Annotated in this window: 18 protein-coding genes; 8 read left to right on the forward strand and 10 right to left on the reverse strand. The window is 69.1% G+C overall.

Annotated features, from left to right (window positions below; translation table 11 throughout):
- Positions 1 to 82 precede the first annotated feature (82 nt).
- Positions 83 to 382: a hypothetical protein gene (locus tag ACWF79_RS16515; RefSeq protein WP_453728799.1), complete on the reverse strand. Its 300-nt coding sequence runs from the start codon at positions 380 to 382 to the stop codon at positions 83 to 85.
- Between the two features lie 283 nt (positions 383 to 665).
- Between ACWF79_RS16515 and rpsF the strand changes: the two genes are divergently transcribed.
- From rpsF to rplI, 4 genes are all read left to right on the forward strand, one after another.
- Positions 666 to 956 (forward strand): 30S ribosomal protein S6, encoded by a 291-nt coding sequence (rpsF, locus tag ACWF79_RS16520; RefSeq protein WP_004950685.1) that lies wholly within the window; start codon positions 666 to 668, stop codon positions 954 to 956.
- A 74-nt stretch (positions 957 to 1,030) separates the two neighbouring features.
- On the forward strand, positions 1,031 to 1,615 hold the full coding sequence (locus tag ACWF79_RS16525) for a single-stranded DNA-binding protein (RefSeq protein ID WP_453728800.1): 585 nt from the start codon (positions 1,031 to 1,033) through the stop codon (positions 1,613 to 1,615).
- A 57-nt stretch (positions 1,616 to 1,672) separates the two neighbouring features.
- Positions 1,673 to 1,909 carry a 30S ribosomal protein S18 gene (gene rpsR, locus ACWF79_RS16530; RefSeq protein WP_005315025.1) on the forward strand — a complete coding sequence of 79 codons (237 nt, stop codon included), beginning with the start codon at positions 1,673 to 1,675 and terminating at the stop codon, positions 1,907 to 1,909.
- 18 nt (positions 1,910 to 1,927) lie between these two features.
- Entirely contained in the window at positions 1,928 to 2,374 is a 447-nt protein-coding gene (gene rplI / locus ACWF79_RS16535; RefSeq protein ID WP_137994544.1) for a 50S ribosomal protein L9, read from the forward strand.
- A gap of 90 nt (positions 2,375 to 2,464) precedes the next feature.
- Here rplI and ACWF79_RS16540 read toward each other — a convergent pair whose 3' ends face one another.
- Positions 2,465 to 3,802 (reverse strand): MATE family efflux transporter, encoded by a 1,338-nt coding sequence (locus ACWF79_RS16540; RefSeq protein WP_453728801.1) that lies wholly within the window; start codon positions 3,800 to 3,802, stop codon positions 2,465 to 2,467.
- 424 nt (positions 3,803 to 4,226) lie between these two features.
- On the opposite strand from ACWF79_RS16540, the gene dnaB reads away from it, so the two are divergent.
- Positions 4,227 to 5,717 (forward strand): replicative DNA helicase, encoded by a 1,491-nt coding sequence (gene dnaB, locus ACWF79_RS16545; protein WP_453728802.1) that lies wholly within the window; start codon positions 4,227 to 4,229, stop codon positions 5,715 to 5,717.
- Between the two features lie 46 nt (positions 5,718 to 5,763).
- Here dnaB and ACWF79_RS16550 read toward each other — a convergent pair whose 3' ends face one another.
- A complete protein-coding gene (locus ACWF79_RS16550) occupies positions 5,764 to 6,327 on the reverse strand; it encodes a dihydrofolate reductase family protein (RefSeq protein ID WP_453728803.1) in 564 nt (187 codons plus the stop codon).
- Between the two features lie 103 nt (positions 6,328 to 6,430).
- Positions 6,431 to 7,120 carry a DUF4232 domain-containing protein gene (locus tag ACWF79_RS16555; protein WP_453728804.1) on the reverse strand — a complete coding sequence of 230 codons (690 nt, stop codon included), beginning with the start codon at positions 7,118 to 7,120 and terminating at the stop codon, positions 6,431 to 6,433.
- Positions 7,121 to 7,432: 312 nt separating this feature from the next.
- On the opposite strand from ACWF79_RS16555, the gene ACWF79_RS16560 reads away from it, so the two are divergent.
- Complete coding sequence (locus tag ACWF79_RS16560) at positions 7,433 to 8,815, forward strand: serine hydrolase domain-containing protein (protein WP_453728805.1); 1,383 nt, start codon at positions 7,433 to 7,435, stop codon at positions 8,813 to 8,815.
- Between the two features lie 64 nt (positions 8,816 to 8,879).
- On the opposite strand, the gene ACWF79_RS16565 is transcribed toward ACWF79_RS16560, so the two are convergent.
- The 4 genes from ACWF79_RS16565 to ACWF79_RS16580 form a co-directional block, all read right to left on the reverse strand.
- Positions 8,880 to 9,332, reverse strand: a complete 453-nt coding sequence (locus tag ACWF79_RS16565; protein WP_453728806.1) for an N-acetyltransferase family protein — start codon at positions 9,330 to 9,332, stop codon at positions 8,880 to 8,882.
- A 52-nt stretch (positions 9,333 to 9,384) separates the two neighbouring features.
- The gene (locus tag ACWF79_RS16570; RefSeq protein ID WP_453728807.1) at positions 9,385 to 9,843 is read right to left on the reverse strand and encodes a MarR family winged helix-turn-helix transcriptional regulator; all 459 of its coding nucleotides are present in this window, start codon (positions 9,841 to 9,843) and stop codon (positions 9,385 to 9,387) included.
- 77 nt (positions 9,844 to 9,920) lie between these two features.
- Positions 9,921 to 10,784, reverse strand: coding sequence for a GNAT family N-acetyltransferase (locus ACWF79_RS16575; RefSeq protein ID WP_453728808.1), 864 nt, complete (start codon positions 10,782 to 10,784; stop codon positions 9,921 to 9,923).
- Positions 10,785 to 10,789: 5 nt separating this feature from the next.
- Positions 10,790 to 11,317, reverse strand: a complete 528-nt coding sequence (locus tag ACWF79_RS16580) for a DUF2269 domain-containing protein (protein ID WP_453728809.1) — start codon at positions 11,315 to 11,317, stop codon at positions 10,790 to 10,792.
- A 77-nt stretch (positions 11,318 to 11,394) separates the two neighbouring features.
- Here ACWF79_RS16580 and ACWF79_RS16585 point away from each other — a divergent pair, with 77 nt between their 5' ends.
- Both ACWF79_RS16585 and ACWF79_RS16590 read left to right on the forward strand, forming a co-directional pair.
- A complete protein-coding gene (locus tag ACWF79_RS16585; protein ID WP_453728810.1) occupies positions 11,395 to 12,048 on the forward strand; it encodes an HAD family hydrolase in 654 nt (217 codons plus the stop codon).
- A gap of 17 nt (positions 12,049 to 12,065) precedes the next feature.
- Positions 12,066 to 13,310 (forward strand): globin domain-containing protein, encoded by a 1,245-nt coding sequence (locus ACWF79_RS16590; protein WP_453728811.1) that lies wholly within the window; start codon positions 12,066 to 12,068, stop codon positions 13,308 to 13,310.
- Here ACWF79_RS16590 and ACWF79_RS16595 read toward each other — a convergent pair.
- Together ACWF79_RS16595 and ACWF79_RS16600 are read right to left on the reverse strand one after the other, a co-directional pair.
- Positions 13,307 to 13,786, reverse strand: a complete 480-nt coding sequence (locus ACWF79_RS16595) for an NUDIX domain-containing protein (RefSeq protein WP_453728812.1) — start codon at positions 13,784 to 13,786, stop codon at positions 13,307 to 13,309. The genes ACWF79_RS16590 and ACWF79_RS16595 overlap by 4 nt on opposite strands.
- Before the next feature lie 35 nt (positions 13,787 to 13,821).
- Positions 13,822 to 14,718 (reverse strand): LysR family transcriptional regulator, encoded by an 897-nt coding sequence (locus ACWF79_RS16600; RefSeq protein WP_453728813.1) that lies wholly within the window; start codon positions 14,716 to 14,718, stop codon positions 13,822 to 13,824.
- Positions 14,719 to 14,849 lie beyond the last annotated feature (131 nt).

Below are 14,849 nucleotides of genomic sequence, written 5' to 3' on the forward strand. Positions count from 1 at the left end.
GCTCTCGCGCCGAAGCCTACTGTGACCGGGGAGCGCCCCGATGGGACGTGTGTCCCTCGGACCGACGATCGACCCGGATGCCTCAGGCGAGACCCCCGTGGAACATGCCGAGGTAGAAACCCACGCCCGCGGCACCGAGCCCGACGATCAGCGCGAAGCGCTCCCGGGTCGTCACGGAGATGAACTGCCCGAACGCACCCGTGAGGATCCCGAGCAGCCCTGCCCAGGAACTCAGCACGTGCAGGTGGTGGAACATCGCGGTGATGAAGGCCAGCACACCGAGCACGAGCGTCACTGCGACCAGAGTGTCCTGGAGGACGTGAGGCTTGCCGTCGGTGGCGAGGAGGGAGTGTCCGGGGTCGGGTTGCATTGCCTGTGCCATGGGGCACCTCCTGGCGTGCTTGCCGGAAGGCGGCGCATCGTAGCGCCGCCGACATCCGTTGTGTACAGATTGCGTCCCCCCACCACCGGATTTCAACCGGAAGCCGGTGTGCGGGTACTCTGTACGGTCTGCACCGGTGTCTGCCCAGGTCCATCCAGGACCCCGACGCCCTCCTCGCTCGTCGAGGGGGTTGTCAGTGGTGGCCGATACCGTTGCTTACGCATCACGACCCTCCTGCCACGGAACGACCGTGGCCGCTGAGTCCAAAGGAGGTGGGTTCCACATGCGTCACTACGAGGTGATGGTCATCCTCGACCCCGATCTCGAGGAGCGCGCTGTCTCCCCGCTGATCGAGAACTTCCTTTCTGTCGTCCGTGAGGGCAACGGAAAGGTCGAGAAGGTCGACACCTGGGGCCGTCGTCGTCTCGCCTACGAGATCAAGAAGAAGCCCGAGGGCATCTACTCGGTCATCGACCTGCAGGCCGAGCCTGCGGTCGTCAAGGAGCTCGACCGACAGATGAACCTGAACGAGTCGGTCCTCCGGACCAAGGTCCTCCGTCCCGAGACCCACTGAGCTTCTAGCTCAGAGGTCATCGGGTTCGAGTAGCAGTAAGCAGCCAGAAGCAATCCCGCCGAGAGGTTCATCCAATGGCAGGCGAGACCGTCATCACGGTCGTCGGCAATCTTGTCGACGACCCCGAGCTGCGCTTCACCCCGTCCGGTGCGGCGGTCGCGAAGTTCCGTATCGCGTCCACCCCCCGCACCTTCGACCGTCAGACCAATGAGTGGAAGGACGGCGAGAGCCTGTTCCTGACCTGCTCGGTCTGGCGTCAGGCGGCGGAGAACGTCGCCGAGTCCCTTCAACGCGGCATGCGTGTCGTCGTCCAGGGACGTCTGAAGCAGCGGTCCTATGAGGACCGCGAGGGCGTCAAGCGCACGGTCTACGAGCTGGACGTCGAGGAAGTCGGCCCCAGCCTCAAGAACGCCACGGCCAAGGTCACCAAGACCACCGGTCGTGGTGGCCAGGGTGGCTACGGCGGCGGTCAGCAGCAGGGCGGCGGCGGTAGCTGGGGTGGAAACTCCGGCGGTGGCCAGCAGGGTGGTGGCGGTGCTCCCGCCGACGACCCGTGGGCGACCAGCGCGCCGGCCGGCGGCGGCCAGCAGCAGGGCGGCGGAGGCAGCTGGGGTGGAAACTCCAGCGGCGGCGGCTACTCGGACGAGCCCCCCTTCTAGGGCACTCCCCTCGAAGAGGCTCGTACCCAAACTTCTTGATCACACAGGAGAAACACCATGGCGAAGCCGCCTGTGCGCAAGCCTAAGAAGAAGGTCTGCGCATTCTGCAAGGACAAGACCGCGTACGTGGACTACAAGGACACGAACATGCTGCGGAAGTTCATTTCCGACCGCGGCAAGATCCGTGCCCGCCGCGTGACCGGCAACTGCACGCAGCACCAGCGTGACGTCGCCACGGCCGTGAAGAACAGCCGTGAGATGGCGCTGCTGCCCTACACGTCCACCGCGCGATAAGGGAAGGGTGACCGAAAAATGAAGATCATCCTGACCCACGAGGTCTCTGGCCTCGGTGCCGCCGGCGATGTCGTCGACGTCAAGGACGGTTACGCTCGCAACTACCTGGTCCCGCGTGGTTTCGCGATCCGCTGGACCAAGGGTGGCGAGAAGGACGTGGCGCAGATCCGCCGCGCCCGCAAGATCCACGAGATCGCGACCATCGAGCAGGCCAACGAGATCAAGGCCCAGCTCGAGGGCGTGAAGGTGCGTCTGGCCGTTCGCTCCGGCGACGCCGGCCGCCTCTTCGGCTCCGTGACCCCGGCCGACATCGCCTCGGCGATCAAGTCCGCGGGTGGCCCCGACGTCGACAAGCGTCGCGTCGAGCTCGGTTCGCCGATCAAGACCCTGGGCTCGCACCAGGTGTCCGTGCGTCTGCACCCCGAGGTTGCCGCGAAGCTCGGCGTCGAGGTTGTCGCCGCGTAACGCTGCTCTCAGCAGTACGGAAGGGCCGCACCCCTCGGGGTGCGGCCCTTCCGCCGTTTCACGTGAAACAGGGCGTTTCACGTGAAACATTCAGCGCGTGGCGCCGGTGACGATCCAGCGGCCGGAGCGGGAGCGCAGCCAGAGCGTCAGCAGGCGGACGGTCATCATCAGCGTCATCGCCCACCAGAGCGCGGTAAGCCCGCCGCCGAGCGTGGGGACCAAGAGCGCGACCGGAGCGAAGACGGCCAGGGTGAGCAGCATGGCCCAGGCGAGGTACGGGCCGTCGCCCGCGCCCATCAGCACGCCGTCGAGGACGAAGACCACTCCCGCGATCGGCTGGGAGACCGCGACGACGAGCAGAGCTGGGAGCAGGGTGTCCTGGACCGTCGTGTCACCGGTGAAGAGCGGGATGAACAGGGGGCGGGCCAGGACGAGGAGCGCGCCCAGGGCGACTCCGGAGACCACGCCCCACTGGACCATGCGGCGGCAGACCTGTCGGGCGCCGTCGGCGTCGTCGGCGCCGAGGTAGCGCCCGATGATGGCCTGCCCGGCGATCGCGATCGCGTCGAGGGCGAAGGCCATCAGGCTCCACAGGGACAGGATGATCTGGTGGGCGGCGACCTCGGCGTCGCCCATGCGGGCCGCGACGGCGGTGGCGATCATCAGGACCGCGCGCAGCGAGAGGGTACGGACGAGGAGCGGGACACCCGCCTGGGCGCTGGCGCGAATACCGGCCGCGTCGGGGCGCAGGGAGGCGCCGTGGCGCCTGGCTCCTCTGACGACCACGACGAGGTACACGGCGGCCATGGCGCACTGGGCGATGACCGTGCCCCAGGCCGAGCCGGCGATGCCCATCCCGGCGCCGTACACGAGACCCACGTTGAGCAGTGCGTTGGCCGTGAAGCCGCCGATGGCGACGTACAGCGGTGTGCGGGTGTCCTGGAGGCCTCGCAGGACGCCGGTGGCGGCCAGGACCACGAGCATGGCGGGAATGCCCAGGATGGAGATCCGCAGATACGTGGTGGCGTACGGGGCTGCCGTGTCGGAGGCTCCGAAGATGTCGACCAGCCATGGGGCCGTGGGCAGCGTGGCGGCGACGACCGCTGCTCCGAGGAGGAGCGCGAGCCAGATGCCGTCCATGCCTTGTCGGATGGCCGCCTTGTGATCACCGGCTCCTACGCGCCGGGCGACAGCGGCCGTGGTGGCGTAGGCGAGGAAGACGAAGACACTGACCGCGGTCGTGAGGAGGGCGGCGGCGATGGCGAGACCGGCGAGCTGGGGGGTCCCGAGGTGGCCGACAATGGCGCTGTCGACCATCAGGAAGAGTGGCTCGGCGACGAGTGCGCCGAAGGCCGGCAGCGCGAGGGAGATGATCTCGCGGTCGTGCTGCCGACGGACGGCCTTGGGTGTCGGGGGAGCCTGGGTCATGGATCAAATCTAATCTTCCACAGGTAAGAGATGCAATGCCGAAGTGATCCTTACTTTGGTGAGCTGTGGAGCCTCGTGTGTGCGTCGTTTGTTCTGATCTTGGTCCGCAGGGGAAAGTTTTTCTCCCCCACAGCCCGTGGATGGAAGACGCGCAGGTCAGAGCGGTGCTGTGGGGGGCGCTATGAGTTTGTCCACATGGCTGTCCCCCGGTCCGTGCACAGGTTCGGCAGGGTTCTCCACAGCATCTGGTCGTTCACCCACAGGCCCTGTGGATAACCAGATTGGCTGACGGTGCCCGCGGGCCTACCGTGGTCCGGCGCCCGACGCGCCAGAAGCGGAGTCAAAGCCTCTTGTTTGTCCGAGCCGTGGCGTAAGAAAGAGTGGCACGGCGAGGTCCGCGGAGCGGACGGGAGGAGGTGGCTTGGTGAGCATTCCTGAGCCCTTGGACGACCCCTGGACCGACAGCGGACCGAGCGACCGGCTCCCCGTCACGCGACCCCGCGGCGAGGGCCGTGGGCGCGGTCGGGGCCGCGAGGACCAGCACGACCGAGGCAGCGACAGCAGCGGCCCGTGGGACAGCGGCCTGTCCGGCTTCGAGCGAGTCCCTCCGCAGGATCTCGACGCCGAGCAGTCCGTCCTCGGCGGCATGCTGCTCTCCAAGGACGCCATCGCGGACGTCGTGGAGATCATCAAGGGCCACGACTTCTACAAGCCCGCCCACGAGACGGTCTACGCGGCCATCCTCGACCTGTACGCGAAGGGCGAGCCCGCCGACCCGATCACGGTCGGCGCGGAGCTCACCAAGCGCGGCGAGATCACCCGCGTCGGCGGTGCCTCTTATCTGCACACCCTCGTCCAGTCGGTGCCGACCGCGGCCAACGCGGCGTACTACGCGGAGATCGTCCATGAACGCGCCGTGCTGCGGCGTCTCGTGGAGGCCGGCACCAAGATCACGCAGATGGGATACGCGGCCGACGGCGATGTCGACGAGATCGTGAACTCGGCCCAGGCCGAGATCTACGCGGTCACCGAGCAGCGCACGACCGAGGACTATCTGCCGCTCGGCGACATCATGGAGGGCGCGCTCGACGAGATCGAGGCCATCGGGTCGCGCAGTGGCGAGATGACCGGTGTGCCGACCGGCTTCACGGATCTCGACCAGCTCACCAACGGGCTGCACCCCGGCCAGATGATCATCATCGCGGCTCGACCCGCCATGGGTAAGTCGACGCTCGCCCTGGACTTCGCCCGGGCCTGTTCCATCAAGCACAACCTCCCCAGCGTCATCTTCTCCCTCGAAATGGGCCGCAACGAGATCGCGATGCGCCTGCTCTCGGCGGAGGCGCGGGTCGCGCTGCACCACATGCGCTCCGGCACCATGACCGACGAGGACTGGACCCGGCTGGCGCGACGGATGCCGGACGTCTCCCAGGCCCCGCTGTACATCGACGACTCGCCGAACCTGTCGATGATGGAGATCCGCGCCAAGTGCCGCCGGCTCAAGCAGCGCGCCGGGCTCAAGCTCGTGGTCATCGACTACCTGCAGCTGATGCAGTCCGGCGGTTCCAAGCGGTCCGAGAGCCGGCAGCAGGAAGTCTCGGACATGTCGCGAAACCTCAAGCTCCTGGCCAAGGAGCTCGAACTACCGGTGATCGCGCTCTCCCAGCTGAACCGTGGCCCCGAGCAGCGCACCGACAAGAAGCCAATGGTCTCCGACCTGCGTGAGTCCGGCTCGATCGAGCAGGACGCCGACATGGTCATTCTGCTGCACCGCGAGGACGCCTACGAGAAGGAGTCACCGCGGGCGGGCGAGGCGGACATCATCGTGGGCAAGCACCGTAACGGCCCGACGGCGACCATCACGGTGGCCTTCCAGGGCCACTACTCCCGCTTCGTCGACATGGCACAGACGTGACCGAGGCCCGGTAGGGCCTCAGATGGCGCTGCCCCCCGGACGGGGCTCAGCGCCTCGTCTCGTACCTGGTCAGGAGCACGCCGCCGGGAAGCGTCCGCGTCTCCACCAGGTTCAGGTTCACCCAGCTGTCCAGGGCGGTGAAGAACGGCGTGCCGCCGCCCACCAGGACCGGCGCGGTGGCCAGCACGTACTCGTCGATCAGCCCGGCCCGCATGGCCGCCCCGGCGAGCGTCGCGCCGCCGATGTCCATCGGGCCGCCGTCCTCGGCCTTGAGCCGGGCGATCTCGGCGACCGCGTCGCCGGTGACCAGGCGGGTGTTCCAGTCGACCTCGTCGATCGTCGAGGAGAACACCACCTTCGACATGGCCCGCCAGCGGCGTGCGAACTCGATATGCGCCGGGGTGGCGTCGGGCTGTTGGTCTCCGGTCGGCCAGTAGGAGCTCATCGTCTGCCACAGCTTGCGCCCGTACAGCGACAGGTCGGTCGCCTGCAACTGGTCGGACCAGAACTGGAACAGCTCGTCGCTCGGCACGCTCCAGCCGATGTCATCGCCGGGCGCGGCGATGTAGCCGTCCAGGCTCAGGTTCATGCCGTAGATCAATTTCCGCATGGCGCCAGCCTCCCGTGAGTCGGTCTCACACGTGTGGACCGGCGCGGCGCCGGAAGCTCATCGTGGCCGGGGCGGTCCCGGCCACGAGGGGCCGGTGTGGGGGCTAGCCGACCTTCCCGAGCGGGTTGATCTGGAGCGGGCGGTTGGGGGAGTCCGGGTTGTCGACCGGGAGGGAGCCGGCGGGCCAGTCGATGGTGACGGTCTTCGTCTCGTTCGGCGGGGTGACGAGGATCTTGGCCACGCGCACACCGGAACCGCCCGAGTTGTTGACCGGGAACGCGATGTTGAAGGCGGCGGACTCGCCGTCCTTGATGACGGTGCGCACGGGCTTCTCGCCGTTGCGGGCCACGGACAGGGTGTCGCCGGCCGCAGTCTTCAGATCCACGCCTGCGAAGCCGTTGATGGTGCAGTCACGGCCGCCACCGTTCTTGAACTGGACGGTGACGACGCCCTCCGCCTTGTCGATCGTGTTGTCGACGGCACTGATCTCCAGCTCGTCGCTGCGGCAGATGCCGATGGACCTGCCGGTGGGGGAGCCGGTGCCCGTGGTGCTGCCTTCCCCGCTCCCGTTGCCTCCGCCGTCGCTCTTGCCGCTCCCCTGGGAGCTGGTGCCTGCCGGGCTGCTGCTGGAGGGCTTGTCCGAGCCGCCGTTGCCACCGGTCGCGGCGCTGGAGGCGGAGCCGGTGGGTGAGGCGTTCGTGCCGCTGGTGTCGCTGTCGCAGGCGGTCAGAGCGAGTGCGCTGAGGAGCGTGAGGCCCGTGAGGAGCGACTGGGTGGCGTGCGTGAGCTTCATGAGGTGCCCCCGTGCAGAGACTGATGATGGCCGCGGCCGGTCGGCGTTCCGTCCGGCTCGGCACCAGAGAATCCGTTCCAGGAAGGCCGGGGCAAGCGATGGCGGGGCATCAGGGACGCTGGGACGCCAAGACGGGTCTGACCTGCGAGAACGCCCCTGCCTGGGACGCGGTGCTGGGACACGTCCGGGGGCTCCCGCGCGCTGAGACGCCGAGCGAAGGGGCTCCCCGGGCGCTGAAATCGCTTCGCGCCGCGCGGGCATCCGACGGGAAATGTGGTCGACTCCCGCGCGCTCGCGGCGTTGGATCGCTCCATGACCTCACCCTTCGAAGCTCTGCTTCCCAGTACCGAACGGGCTCTGCTGCACCGTGTCGCCGTCGCCCAGTCCGAGGGGCGATCCCCCTCGCTCGTCGCGGCCGTGGCCCGCGACGGGAAGATGGTGTGGAGCGGAGCCCGTAGCTGTGTCGACGGGCACGCCCCGGACGCCGACACGCAGTACCGGATCGGCTCCCTCACGAAGGTGTTCACCGCCGTCCTGGTGATGCGCCTGCGCGACGAAGGACTCCTCGATCTGAACGACCCGCTGGAGAAGCACCTTTCGGGCACGGGCGTCGGCGAGGTGACCATCGCCCAACTCCTCGGGCACAGCGCGGGGCTTGCCGCAGAGGCCCCCGCGCCGTGGTGGGAGCGGACGCCCGGGACGGTACGGCCCGAGTTGGCCGACGTGCTCGGTGACGAGCCGTTCCGCCACCCGGTCGGGCGTCGCCACCACTACTCCAACCCCGGGTACACGCTGCTCGGTTCACTGGTCGAGGCGGTGCGCGGGGTGTCCTGGGAGGAGGCGCTGCGCAGTGAGATCCTGGAGCCGCTGGGCCTGACGCGGACGAGCCTCCGACCGGTCGCTCCGCACGCCGGTGGCTGGGCCGTGCACCCGTGGGCCGATGTGATGCTTCCCGAGCCCTCCGAGGACCTGGGGTTGATGGCACCTGCCGGGCAGCTCTGGTCGACGGCCGAGGACCTCTGTCGTTTCGCCGGGTTCCTCGCGCAGGGCGACGACCGGGTCCTCGGCGCGGCCTCGGTCGAGGAGATGCGTACGCCGGCGGTGGCGCCCGGCGCCGGTGACCGGGAAGGTGGCTACGGGCTGGGCGTTCAGCTCCTGCGCTGGGACGACCGGATGCTGATCGGCCACACCGGATCGCTGCCGGGCTTCGTCGCCTGCCTCTGGGTGAGTGTCGAGGACGGGGTCGCGGCGGTCGCCCTCGCCAACGCCACGTCCGGGCCGCAGATGGCGGCCGTGGCCGGCGAACTCGTAAAGATCGTGGCGGAGGCCGAGCCTCGCTTCCCCGAGCCGTGGCGGCCGCTCCCCGAGGCCGAGGTGGACCAGGAGCTGCTGGAGCTGACCGGGCCCTGGTACTGGGGGACGTACATGTTCGGGCTGCGCCTCGGCCCGGATCGGAGTGTGACCCTCGAACCGCTGCGCGGTCCTGGGCGACGGGCGACGTTCCGGGCCCTGCCGGACGGAGGCTGGGTCGGTCTCAACGGCTACTACCTGGGGGAGACCCTCCGGGCCGTACGGCGGCCGGACGGTTCGGTGAGCCACCTCGACCTGGGGTCCTTCGTCTTCACCCGCGAGCCGTACGAACAGGGCGACGCCGTGCCGGGTGGAGTGGACGAGGCCGGGTGGCGCGGCCTCTGAGCCCGGATGTTTCACGTGAAACGCAGTGGCCGAGGTCCACAGTCTCGGCCACTGCCTACCCCGGTCAGAGGTTCATCTTGAAGCCCAGGTGAGTGGCCACGAACCCGAGCCGCTCGTAGAAGCGGTGGGCGTCCGTTCGTGTGGCGTCGGAGGTCAGCTGAACGAGTTGGCAGTCCAGACGGCGGGACTCCTCGACGGCCCACTCGATGAGCTGGGTTCCCAGGCCGGTGCCCCGCTCCTGCGCGTGGATGCGGACGCCTTCGATGATCGACCGCGTGGACCCCCGGCGGGAGAGCCCGGGGACGATGGTGAGCTGGAGGGTGCCGACCACCGTGTCGCCGCGCACGGCCACCATCAGATGCTGGTGGGGGTCCTGGACCAGCCGCTCGAACGCGGTGGTGTACGGGGTCAGGTCGTCGGGGGACTCCCGCTGGGCGCCCAGGGGATCGTCGGCGAGCATCGCGACGATGTCCGGCAGGTCGCCCGTGGTGGCAGGCCGTATTTCAAGATCGCTCATGGGGCGCAGGGTACGCCTCGCGGCCCGTCAGGCGGTCGGAAAGCAACACCGGTCAGGCGGGGACGTGCAGACCTTCGACGACACGGACCAGGGGGGCCAGCTCGGGGTTCTTCGCCGCTTCGTCGAGGGCCTCGCGCAGGGCCCCGTCATTGGTGGGACGGGCCTCCGTGAGCAGCTTCATGCCGGCCTCGGTGACATCGGTGTAGATGCCGCGCCGATCAGTGGCGCACAGGTAGCGCGTGAGGAGGCCGCGGTCCTCCAGACGGGTCACCAGACGCGTGGTGGCACTCTGGCTGAGGACGACGGCGTCCGCGACCTGCTTCATCTGGAGGTGCCCGCCCGGGCCGCTGTGCTGGCGGCTGAGCACATCCAGCAGGGAGTACTCGCGCACGCTCAGTCCATGCCGGGACTCCAGGGCGCGCTCGATGTGGGATTCGATCCTGCCGTGCAGCAGCGAGAGGGCGCACCAGCCCTGGGCGAGGGCGGTGAGAGCGGGGTCGGTCGCGGTCATGGTCTCTCCTTGGTCCGGAGCGGCTACTCCCAGGATAGACGAAGGGCGAAAAAACCCGCGTGTGCAATCACTCGGCTTTATCCCGCTGCGACGGTGAGAGGCGCGAACCGGCGGCTCCAGTCACCCGGCAGGTCGGGCACGGAACGCACCATGACCGCGTTGAAGGCGATCGGGGCGAGCCCGTTCGCCTTGAGCCAGCTCACCATGGCCGTGTGGCGTACATCGATGTCCGTGCGGAGCGGGCGGTCCGTGGCGGCGGCCAGGGAGGCGACCAGCGCCTGTGCGGTCGCCGTGTCACGGGCGATCAGGGGGCCGATGACATGGGTGGACATGTTCGGCCACGCTGCCGCGAAGCCGATGATCTCGCCGCCTTCCTCGGCGACGCGGAGCTGGTCGGCGAAGGCCGGCAGGCGGGTGAGCATATGGGTGCGGTCCAGGCCGAAGATCTCGGTGTCCAGGCGGAGGATCGTCTGGAGGTCCTCGGCGGTGGCGGCGCGGGTCCGGACCTCAGGGGCCGGTTCCGCCGCGGTGAAGTGGCCGAGGAGCATTTCGGCGCGGCCCGTCTGGACGAAACCCAGCTGCTCGTAGAGCGGCTGTCCGTTCGGGGTCGCGTGGAGCGTGAGCGGGGTGTCTTCGGCCTCCGCGATCACGTGGCGCATCAGCCGGCGCCCGACTCCCTGACGGGCGTATCGGTCGGCCACCAGCACCATGCCGATCGCCGCCAGCTTGGGCCCGTACGAGGTGACCACGCCGGCCGCCACGAGCCCCTTGCCGTCCGGGTCGTCGATGCCATAGCCGGTCCCCGCGGTCAGCAGGAGATTCCACTTGTGCTCCTCACGCAGCCATCCCCGGTCCTCGGAGAGATCCGCGCAGGCGGTGAGGTCCTCGGCGGTGAGGATCCTGATGGGGAGCTGGTCGAGCGGGGTGAGCGACGTCGGCATGTCGCTCAGGCTGTCTCACGCAGTGATCGTCCGTCCACCCGTTTTGAGGAACTGGCCGATACCCGCAGCCGGCGCCCCCGACGCGTCATTCCCCAGGGCTTCAGCACCGAGATCGCGGTCATGAAGAGATAGGCCGCCGTCGAGACCGTCGGCGCCGCCACCAGGCTGGCGTCGGCCACACCGGAGGCCGCCGCGTGCTCGATCTCCGGACGCAGCGCGAAGACGGTCGCGGTCGCGGTGGCGAGCGTGATCCAGAACTTGATCCAGACCCAGCGGTGCCGAGCAAGCCCCCAGGGAGTTCCCAGGGAGAGCACCAGCCCGCTGACCAGGGTCACTACGGCGACCGGAGCGAGCAGCCAGTCCGCGAACACCTTCATCGCGCGGTAGGCGGCTTCGGTGAGCGTGGGGTCGCCCGTCGTGTAGGCCGTGGTGCCGAGCGTGAGTAGTCCGACGCTCAGGCCGAGCCACGCGACAGAGACGGAGACATGGACGACGAGGAGAGCCCGCCGAGCGGGCCGCTGGAGATGTTTCACGTGAAACACCGTGCCGCCCGGCCCTGTCGTGCCGCGTCTGACGGCGGGAGTAACCCCACGTACTAGCCTCGGCGTACATGACGACCTCCACGGACCGAGGCAGGCTCCATCTCTTCGATCTCGACGGCACGCTGATCCGCGGGTCGGCGGCCGCGGTCGAGATCTCGCGACAGCTCGGCCTCAGCGAGGAGATCGCCGCCTTGGAGCGGGGGTACCTCCTGGACGGGATGACGCCGGACGAGTTCGCGGTCCAGGCCCACGGACTCTGGTCCGCCCTGACCGCAGAGCAGGTCACGGCCGCCTTCGAGGGGGCTCCCTGGCTGGCGGGCATTCGCGAGGTCTGGGCGGACATCCACGCCGAGGGCGGGCGTTGCGCCGTCATCTCGCTGTCCCCCGACTTCTTCATCGAACGGCTCCTCGACTGGGGGGCGGATGCCACCCATGGCTCTCGCTGGCCGTCGGTGCCGTTCACCGAGCCCATCCATCGGCCGGGCATTCTCGACGCGGCGGCGAAGGTGAGGATCGCGCGCCAACTCTGCGAGGAGTACGGGCTTGGCCTGGCCGACTGTGTGGCCTATGGCGACTCGATGTCCGACGCGCAGCTCTTCGCGGCCGTGCCGGTCGCCGTGGCGGTCAACGCCGACCGGCACCTGGCCGGGCTGTCGCACCATGCCTACACCGGGGGCGATCTGCGGGAGGCGTACGACCTGGTCCGAAAGAGCGCAGCCTAGCTGTTGCCGCGGGGCTAATGCCCAAGAATTCCACTTTCTGTCCGAACCAGTGGTCGAAGGTGTCAAGCTGCGACGACACGAGCCGAAGGCGCGAGGCGAGGCAGACAATGAAAGAGGCCGTGCAGGACGACGGCGAGGCACCGCCCCGGATAGCCCCGGGGCCCTCTCCCGACGCGATCCTCATTCGCCGCACCCTGGCCGAGATCGCACCCGTCGCCGACAAGGTGACCTCGTACTTCTACGCATTGCTCTTCATCCGCCACCCCGAGCTGCGGGCGATGTTCCCCGCGGCCATGGACGCCCAGCGTGACCGCCTCCTCAAGGCGCTGCTGACGGCGGCCGAGCACATGGACAACGCCCCCGTCCTCACCGAGTACCTCCAGAGCCTGGGCCGCGGACACCGCAAGTACGGGACCCGCTCGGCCCATTACCCGGCCGTCGGCGAGGCGCTGATCGGCGCGCTCGTGCGGTACGCCACCCTGACCTGGAACGAGGAGACCGAGGCCGCCTGGGTGCGGACGTACACCACGATCTCGCAGATCATGATCGACGCGGCGGCCGAGAGCGAGCGCCATGCGCCCGCCTGGTGGCAGGCCGAGGTCGTCTCCCACGATTTGCGGACCCCGAACATCGCGGTGATCACGCTCCGCCCCGACCAGCCGTACACCTTTCTTGCGGGGCAGTACACGACGCTGGAGACCCCCTGGTGGCCGCGCGTATGGCGGCACTACTCCTTCGCCTCGGCACCCCGGCCCGACGGGCTGCTCTCCCTCCACGTCAAGGCGGTCCCGGCCGGCTGGGTCTCGAACGCCCTCGTGCACCACGCACGCCCCGGTGACGTCCTGCGCCTCGGCCCGCCCGCCGGCTCGATGACCGTCGACCACTCCACCGACAACGGACTCCTCTGCCTCGGCGGCGGCACCGGCATAGCCCCCATCAGGGCCCTGGTCGAGGATGTCGCCGAGCACGGCGACCGGCGTCCCATGGAAGTGTTCTACGGGGCGCGCAGCGACCACGACCTGTACGACATCGACACGATGATGCGGCTCCAGAAGACGTTTTCCTGGCTGTCGGTGCGGCCGATCACCGAGGCTGAGGGACAGCTGCCGGACGCCGTGCGGCGATACGGCCCCTGGCACGAGTACGAGGCCTACCTCTCGGGCCCGCCCGGCATGATCCGTCGCGGGGTGGACGCCCTACGGGGGATCGGGATCCCGGCGGAGCGGATCCGCCACGACTTCCTGGCGGATCTCGCCTCCTAGCCGAGGTCGGGGGCGTGCATCGCGCGGACGCCCTCGATGTTGCCGTCCAGGTAGTGACGCAGGGAGAGCGGCACGAGGTGGACGGCGGCGATGCCCACCCGGGTGAAGGGCACCCGGACGATCTCGTACTCGCCCGCCGGCTCATCGACTTCGGGGCCGTGCCGCAGCGAGGGGTCCATCGATTCGAGTCGGCAGACGAAGAAGTGCTGGACCTTCACTCCCGAGACACCGCCGTCGACGATGTGCTCGACGGTGTCGACGAAGCAAGGGACCACATCGGTGATCTTGGCGCCGAGTTCCTCGTGCACCTCGCGGTGCAGGGCCTCGACGACGGTGGTGTCGGAGGGCTCGACCCCGCCACCGGGCGTCACCCAGTAGGGATCGACCCCCGGCTTCGTGCGCTTGATGAGGATGAGGTCGTTTCCATCGAGCAGGATGGCGCGTGCGGTGCGCTTGACCACAGGACGTTCGGTCATGGGAAGAAAATGGCCCGCCACAGGTGTCCTGAAACTCACCAGTCTCCGGAGGCCCGCAGGAGCCACTCGTGGGCCCTCGCGAGATGCGGCAGCGCGAGCGTCCCGGCGCGGACGACCAGGAAGTAGGTCCGCAGCGGAGGAACCGGCGGATCGAGCAGCGCCACGAGGCGGCCCTGCTCCAACGCCTCCTCGCACAGATAGCGGGGCAGGACGGCGAGGCCCGCCCCGGCAGCGGCGGATTCCAGGACGGCCCGCAGGTCGGGCGCCACGACGGTGGCGGCCGCGGCCGGCTTGGTCTCGAAGACGGTCGCCCAGTAGCGGGAGACGAAGGGCAGGGACTCGTGGACCTCCACCACCGGCAACTGCTCCAGGACCACGGCGCCCTTGCGTAGGAGCATGTCGGGCGCCAGCCGGGCGGCCCAGCGCGGCGCGGCGACCAGCACGTGCTCCTCGTCGCACAGCGGCGTGGAGCTGAAGAGCCCCCCGCGTGGGCGGGCGGTGGCGATGGCGAGATCGTGGTGGCCGGCGGCGAGCCCGTCGAGGATCTCCTCCGTCGTGGCGGGGAAGGCGGCCCGTACGGCGAGTCCCTGGGAGACCAGCGGGGTGAGGGCGGGCAGGGCGCGCGCCGAGGTGAACTCGGGGGGTCCCGCGAGATGGAGGGTGCGGACCCCGTTCTCCTCGTCCAGACCGGTCTCGGTGATCTCCACGAGCGCGTCCAGATGCGGGGCCGCACGGTGGGCGAGCTCGTCGCCGATGGTGGTGGGGGTGACCCCACGGGCCTGTCTGAGGAAGAGCGGTCGGCCCAGCTGCCGTTCCAAGGTGCGGATCTGGCTGGTGACCGCGGGCTGGGAGAGCCCGAGAAGCGCCGCCGCGCGGGTGAACGAGCCGGCCCGGTGCACCGTGACGAAGGTGCGCAGCAGGGCGAGATCCATGTCCGCCCCCTCCCGGCCGGTGCGGCCGTTCGACTCAGGCGGTCGGCTGACGGCGCCTCAGGACTGTCCAACTATAAATAAGTCGATAGGTCTCTGTCGCTACCGTGATTGGACACTGACGCAGAGTCAAC

The sequence above is a fragment of the Streptomyces sp. NPDC054975 genome (assembly GCF_053609105.1).